Origin of the sequence: Mesorhizobium sp. B2-1-1, assembly GCF_006442975.2 — a bacterium.
GTDB lineage: Bacteria > Pseudomonadota > Alphaproteobacteria > Rhizobiales > Rhizobiaceae > Mesorhizobium.
This window is the reverse complement of the sequence record NZ_CP083954.1, coordinates 5,694,881-5,712,362: the sequence shown is the minus strand read 5'-3', so window position 1 is coordinate 5,712,362 and position 17,482 is coordinate 5,694,881. Positions and strand designations below refer to the sequence as shown.

Sequence of the window (17,482 nt, the reverse complement as noted above, 5' to 3'; positions counted from 1 at the left end):
GGACATGTCTCAGTCAGCATTGCAGGCAAGGACCATCGCCATGACCACGCGCTCCGGCCGTTCGGGAATTCTCCGGCGCGCCATTCCTGCCCTGGCGGTGGCGATGGCGGCATTGCTGGCCGGCTGCGCCCAGCGCGACAGTGTCACCGTCGGCGCCATTCCAGACGACTACCGCACCAACCATCCGATCGTGATCGCCGAGAAGAACCAAAAGATAGATCTACCTGTCGGTGCAGGTGACCGCGGCATGACCGGCTCGCAGCGCGATACGCTCCTGGGTTTCCTCGACGGCTATGACAAGAGTGCTGCCCCGACGCTGACGATCCAGGTTCCGAGCGGCTCGGCCAACGAGGTCGCCGCCGCCGCAGCAGCGCGCGATTTCGCCCGGCTCGCGATTGCCGCGGGCGTCAAGCGCAACCGGATCGTGGTCGTCTCCTATCAGGCTGCCTCGAGTGAGACATCCGCCCCGATCCGGGTCGCCTATATCGCCGTGAAGGCCCAGACCGACAAATGCGGACGATGGCCAGATGACCTGCTGGAGACGTCTGAGAACAAACACTATGCCGATTTCGGCTGCTCCTATCAAAACAATCTCGCCGCCCAGATGGCCAATCCGGCCGACCTGATCGGGCCGCGCAAGCAGACCACCATCGACGCGGAAAATCGTGGCGCGGTGATCGACGTCTACCGCAGCAGGGGTATTTCGGACGAGTTCCTCGGCAATTCTGAAGTGACATACTGAGCCGCGCCCTAAGGAAAAGAGAAGTCACGGAAAGATGACCATGAGCAATCTTGCCTATGACACCCCCGTGGACGGCGGTGAGACCTCGCCGCAGGACATCGCCGCGATGCAGGCGCTGCGGCCGGTTCCCCGCATCTCGATCCAGGCATTCTGCGAGACCGAGGGTGTCGCCAATCCGGTCGAGCGCGCCGGCGAGGACCGCCGCATGACCAAGGCCCATCTCAAGGTCCATATGGGCGGCGTCCCCACGGCCATCGAATTCTACCAGTCGGCGCCGACGCCGAACCTGATCCTGCTGGAGTCGCGCAGCGAACCCAAACAGCTGCTGGAACAGCTCGCGCAGCTCTCGGAATATTGCGACCCGTCTTCCAAAGTGGTGGTAATCGGCCACTACAACGATGTCGGCCTCTATCGCGAGCTCATCCGCTCCGGCATTTCCGAATATGTCATCGCGCCGGTGTCGATGGCCGACATCGTCAGCGTCATATCGTCGATCTTTGTGGATCCGGAAGCCGAGCCGCTCGGCCGCTCGATCGCCTTCGTCGGCGCCAAGGGTGGCGTCGGCTCTTCCACCATCGCCCATAACGTGGCTTGGGCGATGTCCTCCCTGTTCAAATCCGAGGTGGTCGTCGCAGACCTCGACCTCGCTTTCGGCACGGCCAACATCAATTTCGACCAGGATCCCGCGCAAGGCATCGCCGAAGCGGTGTTTTCGCCCGAGCGCATCGATGAAGTCTATCTCGACCGGCTGCTGACCCAGTGCGCCGAACACCTTTCGCTGCTCGCCGCGCCCTCGACGCTCGAACGCGTCTATGATTTCGATCCCGACGCCTTTACGCAGCTTGTCGACACCGCGCAGCGCACCGTGCCGCTCCTGGTGCTCGACGTTCCCCATGTCTGGACGGGTTGGACCAAGAACACCCTGATCAAGGCCGATGAAATCGTCATCACGGCGACGCCGGAACTGGCCAATTTGCGCAATACCAAGAATTTGGTCGACATGCTCAAACGGCTTCGTCCCAACGACTCGCCGCCCAAACTCATCATCAATCAGGCCGGCGTGCCCAAACGTCCGGAGATTTCCCCGTCCGATTTCGCCGAGCCGCTCGGCCTGGCCGCGATGGCGATCATCGGCTTTGACCCGCTGCTGTTCGGCAATGCCGCCAACAACGGACGTATGCTTGGTGAAATGGACGCCAAGAACCCGGTTGTCGCCACGATCAACGAAATTGCCCATGTGCTGACCGGTCGCAGCGAAATCCGGGTGAAGAAAAAAGCGGGTCTCGGAAATCTGCTCGGCAAGCTTTCGCGCAACAAGAAATGATGCTTCTTCAGTGGAATCGGTAGTCGATCATGTTTGGTAAGAGAGGCAGCGACGACGGCAACCGGTTCAAGCCGGAATTCCGCCAGCCGGCACCGGCGCCGACCGCGCCAGCCGTCGCGGATTCGGCCGATACGGCGGTTCTTGCGAGGCCGGCGGCCGCACCTGCGTCGAGCGCTCCTGTTGCACCGCCGGCCCGCCGCGCGGTCGAGGCGCCGCCGATAGCTCCGGAGCCGAAGCGGGCGGCGCGCGAAAAGAGCGAAACCTATTACGACACCAAGAGCCAGGTCTTCGCCGCCCTGATCGACACGATCGACCTGTCGCAACTCGCCAAGCTCGATCCCGAAAGCGCGCGCGAGGAAATCCGCGACATCGTCAACGACATCATCGCGATCAAGAATTTCGCGATGTCGATCGCCGAACAGGAAGAACTGCTCGAGGATATCTGCAACGACGTGCTTGGCTATGGGCCGCTCGAGCCATTGCTCGCCCGCGACGACATCGCCGACATCATGGTCAACGGCTCCAAGAACGTCTACATCGAAGTCAACGGCAAGGTCGAACAGACCGGCATTCGTTTTCGTGACAACCAGCAGCTTCTCAACATCTGCCAGCGCATCGTCAGCCAGGTCGGCCGCCGCGTCGATGAATCCAGCCCGATCTGCGATGCGCGTCTTCCCGACGGCTCCCGCGTCAACGTCATCGCGCCGCCGCTCGCCATCGACGGCACCGCGCTCACCATCCGCAAATTCAAGAAGGACAAGCTGACGCTCGATCAGCTGGTGAAGTTCGGCGCCATCTCGCCGCAAGGAGCCGAGGTTCTCAAGATCATCGGCCGTGTTCGCTGCAACATCGTCATCTCCGGCGGCACCGGCTCGGGCAAGACGACGCTGCTCAACTGCCTGACCAACTACATCGATCGCGAGGAACGCGTCATCACCTGCGAGGACTCGGCCGAACTGCAACTACAGCAGCCGCATGTTGTCCGTCTGGAAACCCGCCCGCCCAACCTCGAAGGGGAAGGCGAGGTGACGATGCGGGATCTGGTCAAGAACTGCCTGCGCATGCGGCCCGAGCGCATCATCGTCGGCGAAGTGCGCGGACCCGAAGTGTTCGACCTTCTGCAGGCGATGAACACCGGCCATGACGGCTCGATGGGAACGATCCACTCGAACAGCCCGCGCGAATGCCTGAATCGTATCGAATCCATGATCGCAATGGGCGGTTTTTCGCTGCCGCAGAAGACCGTGCGCGAAATCGTCGTCGGCTCCATCGACGTGATTATCCAGGCGGCACGCCTGCGCGACGGGTCGCGCCGCATCACTCACATCACCGAGGTGATCGGAATGGAAGGCGACGTCATCATCACGCAGGACATCGTCCTCTACAACATCAAGGGCGAGGACGCGAATGGGCGGCTGCTGGGAGAGCATGTATCGACCGGCATCGGTCGCCCCCATTTCTGGGACCGCGCCCGTTACTATGGCGAGGAGCAGCGCCTCGCAATAGCGCTTGAGGCGATGGAGAAACGCGCTGACTGACGCTGCTGCAGGCGTAAGGGTTCTGATCGATGTTTGGAATTGACGGCACCGTATTGGCGTTTGTCGTGCTCGCCGGCTTCAGCGCCGGCGCGGTCGCCTATGCATTCCTGTTCACCCGGATCAGCAACGAAAAGCAGGCCGGTAAGCGGCTGGAAACGATCAAGACCGCGGAGACGGATCGCTCCGTCGTCAAGGCCTCGCGCGATCGCGTGGCGGAGGCGGCCAAAAGACGCAAGTCGGTCCAGGATTCCTTGAAGGAACTCGACGAGAAGCAGAAATCCAAGGACAGCGCGGTCAAGAAACCGCCGCTGAAGGCCCAACTGCGCCAAGCCGGCCTGAAGGTTTCCATCGAACGCTTCTATATCTATTCCGCCATTTGCGGCCTTGCCCTGACGATCATCGCCTTCGTGGTGGGGGCGCCGCTTTTTGTTTTGCCTGGCGTGCTGCTGGCCGGTGCGCTCGGCCTGCCGCGCTGGTTCGTCTCATTTCGCCGCGCGCGGCGGGTCAAGGCATTCCTCAACGAATTTCCCAACGCGCTCGACATCATCGTGCGCGCGGTCAAATCCGGCCTGCCGCTGAACGATGCGGTGCGCCTGATCGCCAATGAATCTCCCGAGCCCGTCAAGGCCGAGTTTCGCCGCATCGTCGATTCGCAGCAGATGGGCCTGTCGATCCCGGATGCCACCTTGCGCATGCCCGAAACCATGCCATGCACCGAGGCGAGCTTTTTCGGCATCGTCATTCAGATCCAGTCGCAGGCCGGCGGCAATCTCTCCGAGGCGCTGGGCAATCTTTCGCGCGTGCTTCGCGACCGCAAGAAGATGAAGGCCAAGGTCCAGGCGCTGTCGATGGAAGCCAAGGCGTCCGCCGCCATCATCGGCGCGCTGCCTTTCATCGTCGCGTTTCTCGTCTATCTCTCCAGCCCCAACTACCTGATGCCGCTGTTCACCACGAGCATCGGTAACCTGATCCTGGGGGTTTCGGCCGTCTGGATGTCGATCGGCATCTTCGTGATGCGCAAGATGATGAACTTCGAAGTCTAGGGCCGCGGCATGACCGAACAAGTCGTCAAATCACTGACGGATCCCGGCCTCCTGATCGCGCTGCTGGTCGGCATTGCCGTGTTCGCGACGGTCTTCACCTTGCTGCCGGCATTTGGCGGAAACCAGCTCAAGGCGCGCATGAAGTCGGTCGCGCTGGAACGCGACGAATTGCGCGCCAAGCAGCGCGCGCGGCTTGCAAGCGAGGCGGATCGCCGCCGCAAGGGCCTGCGCGAAGAACAGTCGATCGGCATGCGCAACATCGTCGACAGGCTCGACCTGCGGCGCGCCCTCGCCGACGAGGGTACCTTGCAGAAGCTCAAGGTTGCCGGTTTCCGTGGACAGAACCCGCTGACGCGGTTTCTCTTCTTCCGCCTCGTGCTTCCGTTTGTCGGCTTCGCACTGGGCGTGATCTACATATTCGTGCTCGGAGGACTGCCGCAGCAGCCATTGTTCATCCGGCTGTTCGTCTGCGTCCTCGTTGCCTATGGCGGCTTCTACGCACCGGTCGTCTATGTCAACAACCGCGCCACCAAGCGCAAGCAATCGATCCAGATGGCATGGCCGGACGCGCTTGACCTGATGCTGATTTGCGTCGAATCTGGCATGTCGGTGGAAGCGGCATTGCGCAAGGTCGCCGACGAGATCGGCGCCCAATCGGTGGCCCTTGCGGAAGAATTCATCCTGACGAACGCCGAGCTCTCTTATCTGCAGGAGCGCAAGCAGGCCTATGAGAACCTCGCCAGCCGCACCGGCCTGGAATCCGTCAAGTCGGTGTCGCAGGCACTCGTCCAGGCCGAGCGTTACGGCACCCCTGTGGCGCATGCGTTGCGCGTGCTCGCGGGTGAAAGCCGGGACCAACGCATGAACGCTGCCGAGAAGAAGGCCGCCGCCTTGCCGCCCAAGCTCACCGTGCCGATGATCCTGTTTTTCCTGCCGGTGCTGTTCGCCATCATCCTCGGCCCTGCCGGCATCCAGGTCAGCCAGCGCGGCATCTTCGGCCAGGCGCACGAAACCAGCAGCCAGTAGGTGAATCTGACCGATCCAAAGAAAAACCGCGCGGCTGACGCAGCGCGGTTCTCTTATGCAGGGTTCGGTGGCCGCGTGCCGCTCAGTTGGTTGCGGCTTTCGCCTTGTCCTGATCCTTGAGCTGGCTCCAGGCATTTTGCTGAGCCAGCATCTGCCTGAGATAAGCGACATTGGCCTGCGCCTGTTCGGGTGACAGCTCCTGCGAGGCGATCTTCTCGGCTTCGTCGAAGCGGCCCTGCAGGCCGACGACCAGCGCCAGGTTCTGGCGCACGCGGCTGTCGGCATTCGGCTGCTGTGCGGCCGAGCGCATATAGGTTTCGGCGGTGCGCAGGTCGCCTCCCAGCACATAGGACATGCCAAGGTTGGAAAGCACCGAAGGTTCGTTCGGCTTGAGCTCCAGCGCCTTGCGGTAGAGCTGGCGCGCGTCGTCCTTCTGGCTGAGCTGGTCGAGAATGGCCGCTTCCGCCGACACCAGCCTCCAGTCGGGATATTCCGGCGTCTGCGCCCGGCGCACGGCATCAAGCGCCGCCTCGAACTGGCCGTTGGCGGCCAGCGCCTTGCCGTAGGCGGCAAGCACGTCGCGATCCTTGGGATAGGCGATCGCCAGCTTGCGCATCACGGCAAGCGACTGGTCGGCATCGCCATCCATCTGCAGCGCCGCAGCGAAGTTGGTCGCTATCCGCTTATCGTTGGGATTCCTGGAATAGGACTGGCCAAGCGCTGCCGTCGCATTGTGCAATTCTCCCGCCGACATCGTCTCCAGCGGCTTGCCGCTGGTGCGTCCGATCGAGCCTGTGCTGATCTTGTCGGTTCCGCAGCCGGCAACGCCTGCGGCCAGCGCGAGCATGAAGGCCGTGGTGATGAGCCGCTTTCCGCTGGCGTTCATCGTGCGGTTCGTCGACATCGGCACCCTGGGCCTCCATTCGTGCGCGTGGCCATTGCGTGACCATCTTCCCTCTCGAAGAAATATTCTGTTAACCCTAACGGACAGTTAAGAAGCGCCGAATCGACGGACGTCGGCAGGAGAACATCGAATGTCAGTGGAACTGGTCGAGAACAAGCTGAACAACCCGCTTCCTGTCCATCTGGTGGCTAAGGACGGTCTGGAGACGGCCGGTCTGACGTCATCAGCCGTGGCGTGGGCCAGGGCCAACGGCTTCTCCGGCGAAGCGGGCAGGACGCTCATCGTGCCTGCGGAAAACGGCGCGCTCGGCGGTGCCTTGTTCGGCATTGGCGACGGCGAGGGCGCGCTGGCCGTCGGCGCGCTGGCGAAAAGCCTGGCGGAGGGCGACTGGCATTTCGCCTCCGCGCCGGCCGAGCCGGAGCTGGCGGCGATCGCGCTGGCCCTCGGCGGCTATGTCTTTACCCGCTATGGCAAGAAACCGGGCAAGGCGCTGCGCTTCGAATTGCCGGCCGGCGTAGAGGCAAAACGCGTTCGCCGCATCGTCGAAGGCGTCTTCCTGACGCGCGATCTTGTCAACACGCCGACCAGCGACATGGGGCCGGACGAGCTGGAGAAGGCGGTTCGAGCCCTGGCCGAAATTCACAAGGCCGAGGTGTCGGTCATCAAGGGCGACGATCTCATCAAGCAGAATTTCCCGATGATCCATGCCGTCGGCCGGGCTTCGTCCAGCGCACCGCGTCTTATCGACATGGGCTGGGGGCCAAGGAGCGCGCCGAAAGTGACGTTAGTCGGCAAGGGCGTCTGTTTCGACACTGGCGGCCTCGATATCAAGCCGTCGTCCGGCATGCTGTTGATGAAGAAGGACATGGGGGGCGCCGCCAATGTGCTGGGTCTGGCCTCGATGATCATGGCCTCCGGATTGAACGTGCGGCTGCGCGTGCTGATCCCGGCCGTCGAGAATTCGATCGCCGGCAACGCCTTCAGGCCTGGCGACGTGTTGGCGAGCCGCAAGGGCATGTCAGTCGAGATTGGCAACACCGATGCCGAGGGAAGACTGGTTCTGGGCGATGCGCTGGCGCTGGCCGACGAGGAGGAGCCGCAATTGCTTGTCGACATGGCGACGCTCACCGGGGCTGCTCGTGTCGCGCTAGGTCCGGACCTGCCGCCCTTCTACACCAGCGACGAGGCACTAGCCTCGGAACTGACGACAGCCTCGCTGGCGGTCGAGGATCCGCTGTGGCGCATGCCGCTGTGGCGGCCCTATGATGCGAAGCTGTCGTCGAAGATCGCCGACATCAACAATGTCACCACGGATGGGTTCGCCGGTTCCATCACCGCGGCGCTGTTTCTCAAGCGCTTTGTCGAGAAGACGCCAAGCTGGGCGCATTTCGACATATTCGCCTGGAACCCCGCCGATCGTCCGCACGGACCTGCCGGCGGCGAGGCGCAAGGCATCCGGGCACTGGAGCGCGTCATCTCGAAGCGTTTTGGCTGAGGTGGCGGCGACTTTCAGGGCCGGCAGGTTGCCGAAACTGAAACGGAACCGAAACAATTTGCCGTCATTCTCGTGCGATGTCGATTTCGATGCGCCCGAGCCAGGCCTTGCGATTGTGGCAGCAAGTGATGCTGTCGCAGGTGCGCGACGACGCGCCCGACCTCACCATGCGCCAGACGGCTATCCTGTTCACCATCTATCTCGATCCGCCGCCGCACACGGTGCGCGGGCTGGCGGCCCGTCTCAACGTCACCAAACCGGTCATCACCCGCGCGTTGGATACAATGGGTGCGCTCAAACTGGTGTCGCGCCATCGCGACGAGCTCGACAAGCGCAACGTGCTGATCAAGCGCACGGTCGAAGGCGCCCTCTTTGTCGAGCGCTTCGGCGATGGTATCATCGCCAAGGCACAAGAGCTGCCCATCTGACGATCAGCCGCTTCAATGGATAAACTGATTTGACCGCCAGGGATGCCCGCCTCCACGCCTTTCGGCCCGATCTTGCCGATGCGAGATTGAAAGGAGAGGTCGCTGCCGACCGCTTTGTCGCCGGCCGGCCGGCGCGGATTTCGATCCCGGTTGCCGATATCCGCAAGGCTCCGCGTCCAGACGCTGGTGTCAACACGCAAGCCCTGTTCGGCGATGACGTGCTCGTTTTCGAGGACAGAGAGGGCTGGGCCTGGATCCAGGCCGAACGGGACGGTTATGTCGGCTATGTCGCCGACGCCATGTTGGGCGGGCGGGATCATGCGCTCACCCATATCGTCTCCGTGCCCCGAACTTTCCTCTATCCCGGCCCGGATCTGCGCCTTCCGATCGCGGGACAGCTGTCGATGGGGTCCACCGTCACGGTGACCGGGTCCGCCGAAACGCGCGGCACCCACTATGCCGTCCTGCCCTCCGGTGAGGCAATCATAGCGGGTCACCTGCGGCCGCTCAGTAATGTGGCCGCCGACTATGTTTCGGTGGCCGAGACGTTCCTTGGCACCCCTTATCTCTGGGGCGGTGTCTCCGGCTTCGGCATCGATTGCTCCGGCCTCGTGCAACTGGCGATGCGCATGGCCGGCGCCGATGTCCTGCGCGATTCCGACATGCAGGCGCAGAGCATCGGCGAGCCGCTCGATCCGGGCCCCGATTATTCCGGCCTGCGCCGCGGCGATCTCGTTTTCTGGAAAGGCCATGTCGCCATCATGACCGATGCCGAGACCATGATCCACGCCAACGGCCACACCATGCTGGTATCGCGCGAAGGTCTGAAGGAAGCCGTCGCCCGCATCGGCTATCTCTACGGCGGGCCGACGGAGTTCCGGCGGCCATAGCGCCGATCCTCCCTTCTTCCGGGGGAGAGAAAAACTGCTCGATCACCTTTTGTTCCGATTGTTCTTGGCGTTCGCACGCCGTCGCGCTACCTCTGACGCGTGACACAGAAGCCGCGCCTTGCCGACCAGAATGCCGCCGTTGTCCTGCCCGAGCCATTCCTGAGATGGTTTGGCGAGAAAGGCTGGTCGCCGCGCGCCCACCAGATCGAATTGCTGGCGAGGGCTCAAGCAGGGCAGTCGGTGCTGCTGATTGCACCGACCGGCGCCGGCAAGACGCTGGCCGGGTTCCTGCCTTCGCTGACCGAACTGGCCGTCAGGGCCAGGCGAAAACCGGGACAGGCCCGCCGCGGCATCCACACGCTCTACATCTCGCCGCTGAAGGCGCTGGCTGTCGACATCGAGCGCAACCTCGGCAAACCGGTGGAGGAGATCGGGCTCTCCCTCACCATCGAGACCCGCACCGGCGACACGCCGGCGCACAAGCGCCAGCGGCAGAAGCTGGTGCCGCCCGACATCCTGCTCACCACGCCCGAGCAGCTTGCGCTGCTGATCGCGGCACCCGATGCCAGGCGTTTCTTCGAAGACCTGCGCTATGTCGTGCTCGACGAGTTGCATTCGCTGGTGATTTCGAAGCGCGGTCATCTCCTAGCGCTTGGTCTGGCGCGGCTGCGCCAGTTCATGCCCGAGGTTCAGACCATCGGACTTTCCGCCACGGTGGCCGAACCGGACGAATTGCGCCGCTGGCTGGTCGGCCAGAATCCACCCGGCGATATGGCCGAACTGATCGTCGTTACCGGCGGCGCAAAGCCCGAAATATCCATCCTTGACTCGGAAGAGCGCGTGCCCTGGGCCGGACATTCGGCCCGCTACGCGACGCCCGAGATCTACCGCGAGATCAAGCGCCACAAGACGACCCTGCTGTTCGTCAATACGCGCAGCCAGGCGGAGTTGCTGTTCCAGGAATTGTGGCGCGTCAACGAAGATACCTTGCCGATCGCGCTGCATCACGGATCGCTCGATGTCGCGCAGCGGCGGCGGGTCGAGAAGGCGATGGGCGACAATGCGCTGCGCGCCATCGTCGCCACCTCGACGCTCGACCTCGGCATCGACTGGGGCGACGTCGACCTCGTCGTGCATGTCGGCGCACCCAAGGGAGCGAGCCGGCTGGCACAGCGCATCGGCCGCGCCAACCACCGCATGGACGAACCGTCCAAAGCCATCCTCATCCCGGCCAACCGCTTCGAGGTGCTCGAATGCCGGGCAGCGCTGGACGCCAACTATCTCGGCGCGCAGGATACGCCTCCACTGGTCGATGGCGGGCTCGACGTGCTGGCGCAACATGTCCTTGGCTGCGCCTGCGGCGCACCGTTCCGCGCGGATGATCTTTACGAGGAGGTGCGGTCGGCGGCCCCCTATGCCGGCCTCGATCGGCCGACATTCGACCGCGTCGTCGATTTCGTCGCCACGGGTGGCTACGCCTTGAAGAGCTATGAGCGATACGCCCGCATCCGCCTCAACAAGGAGGGATTGTGGCGGGTATCCAATCCGCGCGTGGCCCAGCAATACAGGCTGAACGTCGGCACTATCATCGAGGTGCCGGCGCTCAACGTGCGTTATGTCCAGGCCGGCAGCAAGGGTTCCGTGTCGCGCGGCGGCAGGGTTTTAGGCAAGATCGAGGAGGCTTTCCTCGAGACGCTGACGCATGGCGACACCTTCATGTTCGCCGGCAAAGTTCTTCGCTTCGAAGGCATTCGCGAGAATGAGTGCTTCGTCTCGAACGCGCCCGGCAGCGATGCGAAGGTGCCTTACTATGGCGGCGGCAAGTTCCCGCTTTCGACCTATCTCGCCGAACAGGTCCGCGCCATGCTGGACGATCCGCAGCGGTGGAAGAAACTGCCCGAGCAGGTGGCCGACTGGCTGCGCTTCCAGGTCGACAAATCGGTGCTGCCCAAACGCGATGACCTGCTGATCGAGACCTTTCCGCGCGGCAACCGCCACTATCTGGTCGCCTACCCCTTCGAGGGCAGGCTGGCCCACCAGACGCTCGGCATGCTGCTTACCCGCCGTCTGGACAGGACGGGCGCCAGGCCGCTTGGCTTCGTCGCCACCGACTATGCCTTGGCCATTTGGTCGCTGGGCGACATGGGGGCGATGTTCAAAGCCGGAAAACCCTCGCTCGGCGCGCTTTTCGATGAGGACATGCTTGGCGACGATCTCGAGGCCTGGCTGGCAGACAGCTGGCTTCTCAAGCGCACTTTTCGCAATTGCGCGCTGATTTCAGGGCTGATCGAAAAGCGTCATCCCGGCAAGGAGAAGAGTGGCCGTCAGGTGACTGTCTCGACAGACCTTATTTATGACGTCCTGCGCAGCCATGAGCCGGATCACATATTGCTCCAGGCGACGCGCGCGGACGCGGCGGCGGGCCTGCTCGATGTCAGCAGACTTGCGGACATGCTCTCGCGCATTCAAGGTCGAATCATGCATAAGAACCTCGAACAGATATCGCCGCTCGCCGTGCCGATCATGCTCGAGATCGGCAAGATGCCGGTGCACGGCGAAGCCGATGAAACGCTGCTGATGGATGCGGCCACGCTGGTTGAGGAAGCCATGGGGCCGGAGATGGCTGAGGAATGAATTTTTCGCTGGCGCGTGCATCGTTGCTCGCCGACGCCGATCTGGTCGGCATCGCCGGCGAACGTGCGGTCTGCGATCCGCGCGGCGTGCTCTACTTTCCCGAGCTCAAGCTTCTGGCCGTTTCCGATCTGCATCTGGAAAAAGGCTCATCGCTGGCAAGGCGCGGCATGCTGCTCCCGCCCTATGACACCGGCGCGACCTTGCTGCGATTGCAGGCCGTCATCTCAGACTACCAGCCGGCAATCGTCATCAGCCTGGGCGATTCCTTCCATGATGGCGGCGGCGCCGAGCGCATGCATCGAAGTTTCCGCGAACGGCTGGAGGCGCTGATGGCGGGCCGCGACTGGTTCTGGGTGGCCGGCAACCATGACCCGGAGGCGCCGGCCGACCTGCCGGGCGATACGGTGCGCGAACTCGCCATCGGCTCGTTGCTGTTCCGGCACGAGCCGTCGAAGCTGCGCGTCGAGGGCGAGATATCGGGCCATCTCCATCCCTGCGCCCGCATCGTCCAGCAGGGCCGTTCGGTGCGGCGGCGCTGCTTCGCCGGCGATGGCGGCCGCATGATCATGCCCGCCTTCGGCGCCTATACCGGCTCACTCAACGTGCTCGACCGCGCCTATGCCGGCCTGTTCCGCCTGGAATCGCTGATGGCGTATATGCTCGGCACGGACCGCATCTTTGCGATTTCAGGCTCGATGCTGCGACCCGGCTGAAGCCGCTATTTCCCGTAGTAGAGAGTGACCGTGTGCTTCGCTTCGGCGAAGAACAGCCAACGTTCGACCAGCATGCCGACAAACTGTGCGACCGCGGCGAACACCGATGCGAGCGCCGCGAAAGGTGACGGCAAGGCGAAGGCCGTAATCAGCAGCAAGGCGGGCAGCGCGAAACCCAGGAGCTGGGTGATCCGCCGCAGCTTTGCGCTGTGCTTGCGCGCGATGCGAAAACCCATTTCCTTGAGCAAATAATTTTCCTCGGTATGCGGCCATTCCAGCGATCTAACCGTCCCCCCGGCAAGCCCGGTTGCGGTGTTGGCGTTGGTGGGGATTTCCAATTGGTCGTTGTACCGCCAGGTCGCAAGCTTCCAGGCCCAACCGAGCAGGGTCAGCAGTACGCAGGCTGCCAGAAGCATTTTGGAACCGACGGCAAAGCCTTGGCATAGCGCGGCCAGAAGCACACTGCCGCTCATAGCCGAGAAAATGAGATAGCCGGGCAAGGTGTAAGGGCTGTGCCACTGAGCGATGGGTTTCAGCGAGGCATAGATCATGCCGGTCATGCAGACGGTGATGACGGCGCCGATCGTTGCCAGAAGTCCGGCGGCGGCGACCCAGCCATCGGTGCGGCCAAGAATGACCCAGCCAATGCCGAACAGTCCGGCCGGGACGAAGGTGGCGACCGAGGCGACGCCTTCGCGCGACAGCCAGGAACTGCGCCATTGCGAGAACGCACGCCAGGCGCGTTCGGGGCGGCCGAGATGTCCGGTCGAGGACAACAGGCCGGCGGTGATCAGCCCGAGCGCCAGTCCCATGCCGATGAAGCCCAGCCAGAAATCGGGTGCGATGACGCCAAGTGGCGCCAGCACGCCGAGCAGCGCCAGCAGGCCGTAGCCGGCGCCGGCGGCGGTGGTGAAGAAGACGACCGAGAAGGCTGGATGCATGGGGTTTAGTTCGAGAGCATGCGGTCGACCCAGCCGAGGAACCCACCCTCGGCCCTCACCGGCTCCAGGGTTGGCGCAGAAATCTTTGCGGCGCGTTCGGTATGCGCGCGCGGCGGCAGGTATTTGTTGGTCGGGCGGTAGCCGAGTTCCGGCATCAGGTCGACGCCGCCACGCTCCTCAACCAGTTGCGACACCGCCGAGGCGGGGTCGCCGAGATCGCCGAAATGCCGTGCGCTGGTCGGACAGGCCGCGACGCAGGCCGGCACGCGGTCCTCCTCGGCCAGATTGTCATTGTAGATGCGGTCGACGCAGAGCGTGCATTTCTTCATCACGCCGACATCGGTGTCGAATTCGCGCGCGCCATAGGGGCAGGCCCAACTGCATAGCTTGCAGCCGATGCACTTGTCCTCATCGACCAGCACGATGCCGTCCGAGGCTCGTTTGTAGGAGGCGCCGGTCGGACACACAGTGACGCAGGCCGGCGTCTCGCAATGCAGGCACGAGCGCGGGAAGTTCACCGTGCGGCCGCCCATCGCGGTGGTGTGCTCGTAGCTGTGCACGCGATTGAACCAGACGCCGTCGACATGGCCGCCATAGGGGTCGATGTCGGTCAGCGGCGCCATGTGGCCGCCGGTGTTCCATTCCTTGCAGGCGGTGACGCAGGCCTGACAACCGACGCAGGTGTCGAGGTCTATGACCAGGCCTAGTTTTTTGCCCGTGTGGGCGGGGACGCAGGTCATTTGGCGGCTTCCCTGTTCATGCGGAATTCGGCGCCAAAGCGAAGTGTGTCCGGCGATGGCTGGAATTGCGGCGGCTGGTGGAAACGCTCGAATTGCGGCTCGGTGAAACCGGCTTCCTCCGCCGCGCATTTGACGATGCGCACCTTGAGATCGAACCATGCCGCCTGGCCGGTCACCGGATCGGAATTCGAATACCGCCTGCCGTTGGTGTCTGCCGTGGTCTGGTCGCCGATGATGTGGTTGAGCAGGAAGCCGCGATTGCTCTCGGCGGCATCGTCCTTCAGCCCCCAGCTGCCGCGCCTTTTGCCGATGGCGTTCCAGGTCCAGACCGTGCTTTCGTTCACGCCCTCGACCAGCTTGATCTGTCCCTTGACCTTGCCATTGATGCTTTCGATCCACACCCAGTCGTCGTCGGCAAGGCCGAGACCTGCGGCGGTCCTCTCATGCACGAACAGCCGGTTTTGGCTGGTGATCTGCCTCAGCCACGCATTCTGCGAACCCCAGGAATGGTACATGTGCATCGGCCGCTGCGTCAGCGCATGCAACGGATATTTCTGCTGGTCGACGGCCGCTTCCTCGAACGGCACGTACCAGAAGGGTAGCGGGTCCATGTAGGTCTCGATGCGCTGGCGTTCGCTCTCGGGCGGCACGGCCCGACCATGGCCGCGCGCGGCAAGACGAAAGCGCTGCAAGGGTTCGGAATAGAGCTGGAAGACGACTGGTTCGGCCTTCGGGATGAAGCCCATCTGCACCGCGAAATCGAGATAGGACCGGTTGGCCATCTTGTAGTAGCGCTGGTCCTCAGCGAAATCGTGGTGCCAGAAGCCGCCATTGTCGATGTAGCGCTGCAACTGGTCCGGGTTTGGCTCGCCCTTGCCGGTCGAATTGCCGTCCTTGCCGCGCCAGCCGGCAAGCGGGCCGATACCGGGCGTGCGCTCGTGATTGACGATGTAGTCGGCATAGTCGGCATATTTGGCCGCCCCGTCTTCTCTGACGAAACCCGGCAGGCCGAGGCGCGCGCCGAGCTCGATCAGCACCGATTGGAACGGGCGCACGTCCCGGTCCGGCTCGACCACGGGATGGCGTATAGCATCGCCCGGTCCGTCGGCATGGCTGATCGGCCGGTCGAGCAGGCTGATGCAGTCGTGCCGTTCGAGATAGGTTGTGTCGGGCAGCACGAGGTCAGCGAACGGCACGGTCTCGGAATAATAGGCGTCGGAATAGATGATGAAAGGGATCTTGTAATTGCCCGCCTCGTCGAGGTCGGTCAGCATACGAATCGTCTCGACGGTGTTCATCGAGGAATTCCAGGCCATGTTCGACATGTACATCATCAGCGTGTCGATCTTGTATGGATCGCCGGCCCAGGCGTTGCGGATGACGGTGTGCATCAAGCCGTGCGCAGCGAGCGGCGCCTCCCAGGAATAGGCCTTGTCTATGCGGATCGGCACGCCTGTCTCATCGACCAGAAGGTCGTCAGGCCCGCAGACGAAGCCGAGCGGCATGCCGTCCAGTGGCGTCATCGGCCGGACGTTCTTGCCGGCAGGCTTCGGTCCTGGCGGCGCGCAACGCGGATAAGGCGGTTTGAAGCGGAAGCCGCCCGGGACGTCCACCGTTCCGAGCAGCACCTGCAGCAGGTGAATGGCGCGGCAAGAATGAAAACCGTTGGAATGGGCTGAGATGCCGCGCATCGCGTGCATCGACACGGGCCGTCCCCTAATCGTCTCGTGGCGGCGGCCGGCCCAGTCGGTCCACGCCACCGGCAGTTCGATCGTCTGCTCAAAGGCGACATGAGCGAGCTCGGCGGCGATCCTGCGGATCGTATCGGCGGCAATGCCGCAGCGCTCCGCGACCGCATCGGGCGAATAGCTCTCATTGAGGTATCGATCGGCGATCAGCTGGAACACCGGAACGCAGCGACGACCGTCGACGGTGAAGCTGCCGGTCAATGCCGGTTTGGCGCTGGCGTCGGTGGCGCGGACAGGCACCTTCGCCACCCTGTCCCAGGCGAGCGGGTTGCCGGCGCCATCGCGGACAAACAGCCCGTCATCGGCCGCACCCGGATCCTGGATGACGAGCACATGGGCGTTGGTGTAGCGCAGGAGATAGTCGAGATCGACGCGGCCTGCCTTCAAGAGCTCGTGGATGAGGGCGAACACGAACAGGCCGTCGGTGCCCGGCCGGATGCCGATCCAGTCGTCGGCGATGGCGTTGTAGCCAGTGCGACATGGGTTGATCGACACCACCTTGGCGCCGCGCGCCTTCAGCTTGCCGAGGCCGATCTTGATCGGGTTGGAATCATGGTCCTCGGCGACGCCGAAAAGCATGAAATACCGGGTATTGTCCCAGTCGGGTTCGCCGAACTCCCAGAACGAGCCGCCGATCGTATAAAGCCCGCCTGCGGCCATGTTCACCGAACAGAAACCGCCATGCGCGGCGAAGTTCGGCGTGCCGAACTGGCTTGCCCACCAGCCGGTCAGGGATTGCGATTGGTCGCGGCCGGTAAAGAAGGCGAGTTTCTTCGGGTCGCTGCGGCGGATGGACGAAAGCCGCTCCGCGGCGATCGTCAGCGCTTCTTCCCACTCGATCTCGCGGAATTCTCCCGAGCCGCGCGAGCCGGTGCGCAGCAGCGGCTTTTTCAGCCGGGCAGGGCTGTAATGCTGCATGATGCCGGAGCTGCCCTTACCGCAGATCACGCCGCGATTGACCGGATGATCCTTGTTGCCGTTGATGTAGCGGACCTTGCCGTCCTTGATGTGCACGTCGATGCCGCAGCGGCAGGCGCACATATAGCATGTGGTCTTGGCGATGCGGTCGGAGACGGCGGGCGAGGTGTCGACGCCATCGTTCTCGTCGGGTGCGTTCGTGTCGGCGAGCGGGCGTTGGGACGGGGCGGAATTCGCGCCGCGCAGAGATCCTTGGGTCATGATCCCCGAGCGCTTCTGCGGTTCGCGGCTTTGGCCCTGGTTTTCGGCCCGGGACCGCGCATGTAATGCTCTTCCGGAGGATAGCGATCGCCGGCCAGCCGCCGCCGCAGGCCGCGGGTCCAGTGCGCGAACAGGGA

At 63.5% G+C, this 17,482-nt stretch carries 14 protein-coding genes; 10 read left to right on the top strand and 4 right to left on the bottom strand.

Annotated features, from left to right (window positions below):
- Window positions 1-4: 4 nt before the first annotated feature.
- From FJ972_RS27650 to FJ972_RS27630, 5 genes are read left to right on the top strand one after another with little or no spacing between them, the layout of a single operon-like run.
- On the top strand, window positions 5-742 hold the full coding sequence (locus FJ972_RS27650) for a CpaD family pilus assembly protein (RefSeq protein WP_140513210.1): 738 nt from the start codon (window positions 5-7) through the stop codon (window positions 740-742).
- A 40-nt stretch (window positions 743-782) separates the two neighbouring features.
- Window positions 783-2,066 carry an AAA family ATPase gene (locus FJ972_RS27645; protein ID WP_404926147.1) on the top strand — a complete coding sequence of 428 codons (1,284 nt, stop codon included), beginning with the start codon at window positions 783-785 and terminating at the stop codon, window positions 2,064-2,066.
- A 29-nt stretch (window positions 2,067-2,095) separates the two neighbouring features.
- Entirely contained in the window at window positions 2,096-3,604 is a 1,509-nt protein-coding gene (locus FJ972_RS27640; protein WP_140496710.1) for a CpaF family protein, read from the top strand.
- 29 nt (window positions 3,605-3,633) lie between these two features.
- The gene (locus tag FJ972_RS27635; RefSeq protein ID WP_140496708.1) at window positions 3,634-4,647 is read left to right on the top strand and encodes a type II secretion system F family protein; all 1,014 of its coding nucleotides are present in this window, start codon (window positions 3,634-3,636) and stop codon (window positions 4,645-4,647) included.
- A gap of 9 nt (window positions 4,648-4,656) precedes the next feature.
- A complete protein-coding gene (locus FJ972_RS27630) occupies window positions 4,657-5,673 on the top strand; it encodes a type II secretion system F family protein (protein WP_140496706.1) in 1,017 nt (338 codons plus the stop codon).
- An 82-nt stretch (window positions 5,674-5,755) separates the two neighbouring features.
- Here the strand turns inward: FJ972_RS27630 and FJ972_RS27625 are convergent, their stop codons facing one another.
- Window positions 5,756-6,577 (bottom strand): tetratricopeptide repeat protein, encoded by an 822-nt coding sequence (locus FJ972_RS27625; protein WP_140523904.1) that lies wholly within the window; start codon window positions 6,575-6,577, stop codon window positions 5,756-5,758.
- Window positions 6,578-6,707: 130 nt separating this feature from the next.
- Here FJ972_RS27625 and FJ972_RS27620 point away from each other — a divergent pair, with 130 nt between their 5' ends.
- From FJ972_RS27620 to pdeM, 5 genes are all read left to right on the top strand, one after another.
- On the top strand, window positions 6,708-8,072 hold the full coding sequence (locus FJ972_RS27620) for a leucyl aminopeptidase family protein (protein WP_140523907.1): 1,365 nt from the start codon (window positions 6,708-6,710) through the stop codon (window positions 8,070-8,072).
- Window positions 8,073-8,149: 77 nt separating this feature from the next.
- Complete coding sequence (locus tag FJ972_RS27615) at window positions 8,150-8,500, top strand: MarR family winged helix-turn-helix transcriptional regulator (RefSeq protein ID WP_140513216.1); 351 nt, start codon at window positions 8,150-8,152, stop codon at window positions 8,498-8,500.
- Window positions 8,501-8,529: 29 nt separating this feature from the next.
- On the top strand, window positions 8,530-9,390 hold the full coding sequence (locus tag FJ972_RS27610) for an NlpC/P60 family protein (protein ID WP_140523910.1): 861 nt from the start codon (window positions 8,530-8,532) through the stop codon (window positions 9,388-9,390).
- Between the two features lie 99 nt (window positions 9,391-9,489).
- On the top strand, window positions 9,490-12,024 hold the full coding sequence (locus tag FJ972_RS27605) for a ligase-associated DNA damage response DEXH box helicase (protein ID WP_140523913.1): 2,535 nt from the start codon (window positions 9,490-9,492) through the stop codon (window positions 12,022-12,024).
- A complete protein-coding gene (pdeM, locus tag FJ972_RS27600) occupies window positions 12,021-12,737 on the top strand; it encodes a ligase-associated DNA damage response endonuclease PdeM (protein ID WP_140523916.1) in 717 nt (238 codons plus the stop codon). The genes FJ972_RS27605 and pdeM overlap by 4 nt, the downstream gene beginning before the upstream one ends.
- A 5-nt stretch (window positions 12,738-12,742) precedes the next feature.
- Here pdeM and FJ972_RS27595 read toward each other — a convergent pair whose 3' ends face one another.
- The 3 genes from FJ972_RS27595 to FJ972_RS27585 are packed head-to-tail and all read right to left on the bottom strand — an operon-like array spanning window position 12,743 to window position 17,345.
- Window positions 12,743-13,678: a dimethyl sulfoxide reductase anchor subunit family protein gene (locus FJ972_RS27595; RefSeq protein WP_140523919.1), complete on the bottom strand. Its 936-nt coding sequence runs from the start codon at window positions 13,676-13,678 to the stop codon at window positions 12,743-12,745.
- Between the two features lie 5 nt (window positions 13,679-13,683).
- Window positions 13,684-14,418 (bottom strand): 4Fe-4S dicluster domain-containing protein, encoded by a 735-nt coding sequence (locus FJ972_RS27590; protein ID WP_140496689.1) that lies wholly within the window; start codon window positions 14,416-14,418, stop codon window positions 13,684-13,686.
- A complete protein-coding gene (locus FJ972_RS27585; RefSeq protein WP_140523922.1) occupies window positions 14,415-17,345 on the bottom strand; it encodes a molybdopterin oxidoreductase family protein in 2,931 nt (976 codons plus the stop codon). Before FJ972_RS27585 ends, FJ972_RS27590 begins: the two co-directional genes overlap by 4 nt.
- Between the last annotated feature and the right edge of the window lie 137 nt (window positions 17,346-17,482).

Excerpts from the sequence above, each read along its gene's own strand:
- FJ972_RS27650 (WP_140513210.1), top strand. The coding sequence starts at position 5 with ATGTCTCAGTCAGCATTGCAGGCAAGGACCATCGCCATGACCACGCGC.
- FJ972_RS27645 (WP_404926147.1), top strand. The coding sequence starts at position 783 with ATGAGCAATCTTGCCTATGACACCCCCGTGGACGGCGGTGAGACCTCG.
- FJ972_RS27640 (WP_140496710.1), top strand. The coding sequence starts at position 2,096 with ATGTTTGGTAAGAGAGGCAGCGACGACGGCAACCGGTTCAAGCCGGAA.
- FJ972_RS27635 (WP_140496708.1), top strand. The coding sequence starts at position 3,634 with ATGTTTGGAATTGACGGCACCGTATTGGCGTTTGTCGTGCTCGCCGGC.
- FJ972_RS27630 (WP_140496706.1), top strand. The coding sequence starts at position 4,657 with ATGACCGAACAAGTCGTCAAATCACTGACGGATCCCGGCCTCCTGATC.
- FJ972_RS27625 (WP_140523904.1), bottom strand. The coding sequence starts at position 6,577 with ATGTCGACGAACCGCACGATGAACGCCAGCGGAAAGCGGCTCATCACC.
- FJ972_RS27620 (WP_140523907.1), top strand. The coding sequence starts at position 6,708 with ATGTCAGTGGAACTGGTCGAGAACAAGCTGAACAACCCGCTTCCTGTC.
- FJ972_RS27615 (WP_140513216.1), top strand. The coding sequence starts at position 8,150 with ATGTCGATTTCGATGCGCCCGAGCCAGGCCTTGCGATTGTGGCAGCAA.
- pdeM (WP_140523916.1), top strand. The coding sequence starts at position 12,021 with ATGAATTTTTCGCTGGCGCGTGCATCGTTGCTCGCCGACGCCGATCTG.
- FJ972_RS27595 (WP_140523919.1), bottom strand. The coding sequence starts at position 13,678 with ATGCATCCAGCCTTCTCGGTCGTCTTCTTCACCACCGCCGCCGGCGCC.
- FJ972_RS27590 (WP_140496689.1), bottom strand. The coding sequence starts at position 14,418 with ATGACCTGCGTCCCCGCCCACACGGGCAAAAAACTAGGCCTGGTCATA.
- FJ972_RS27585 (WP_140523922.1), bottom strand. The coding sequence starts at position 17,345 with ATGACCCAAGGATCTCTGCGCGGCGCGAATTCCGCCCCGTCCCAACGC.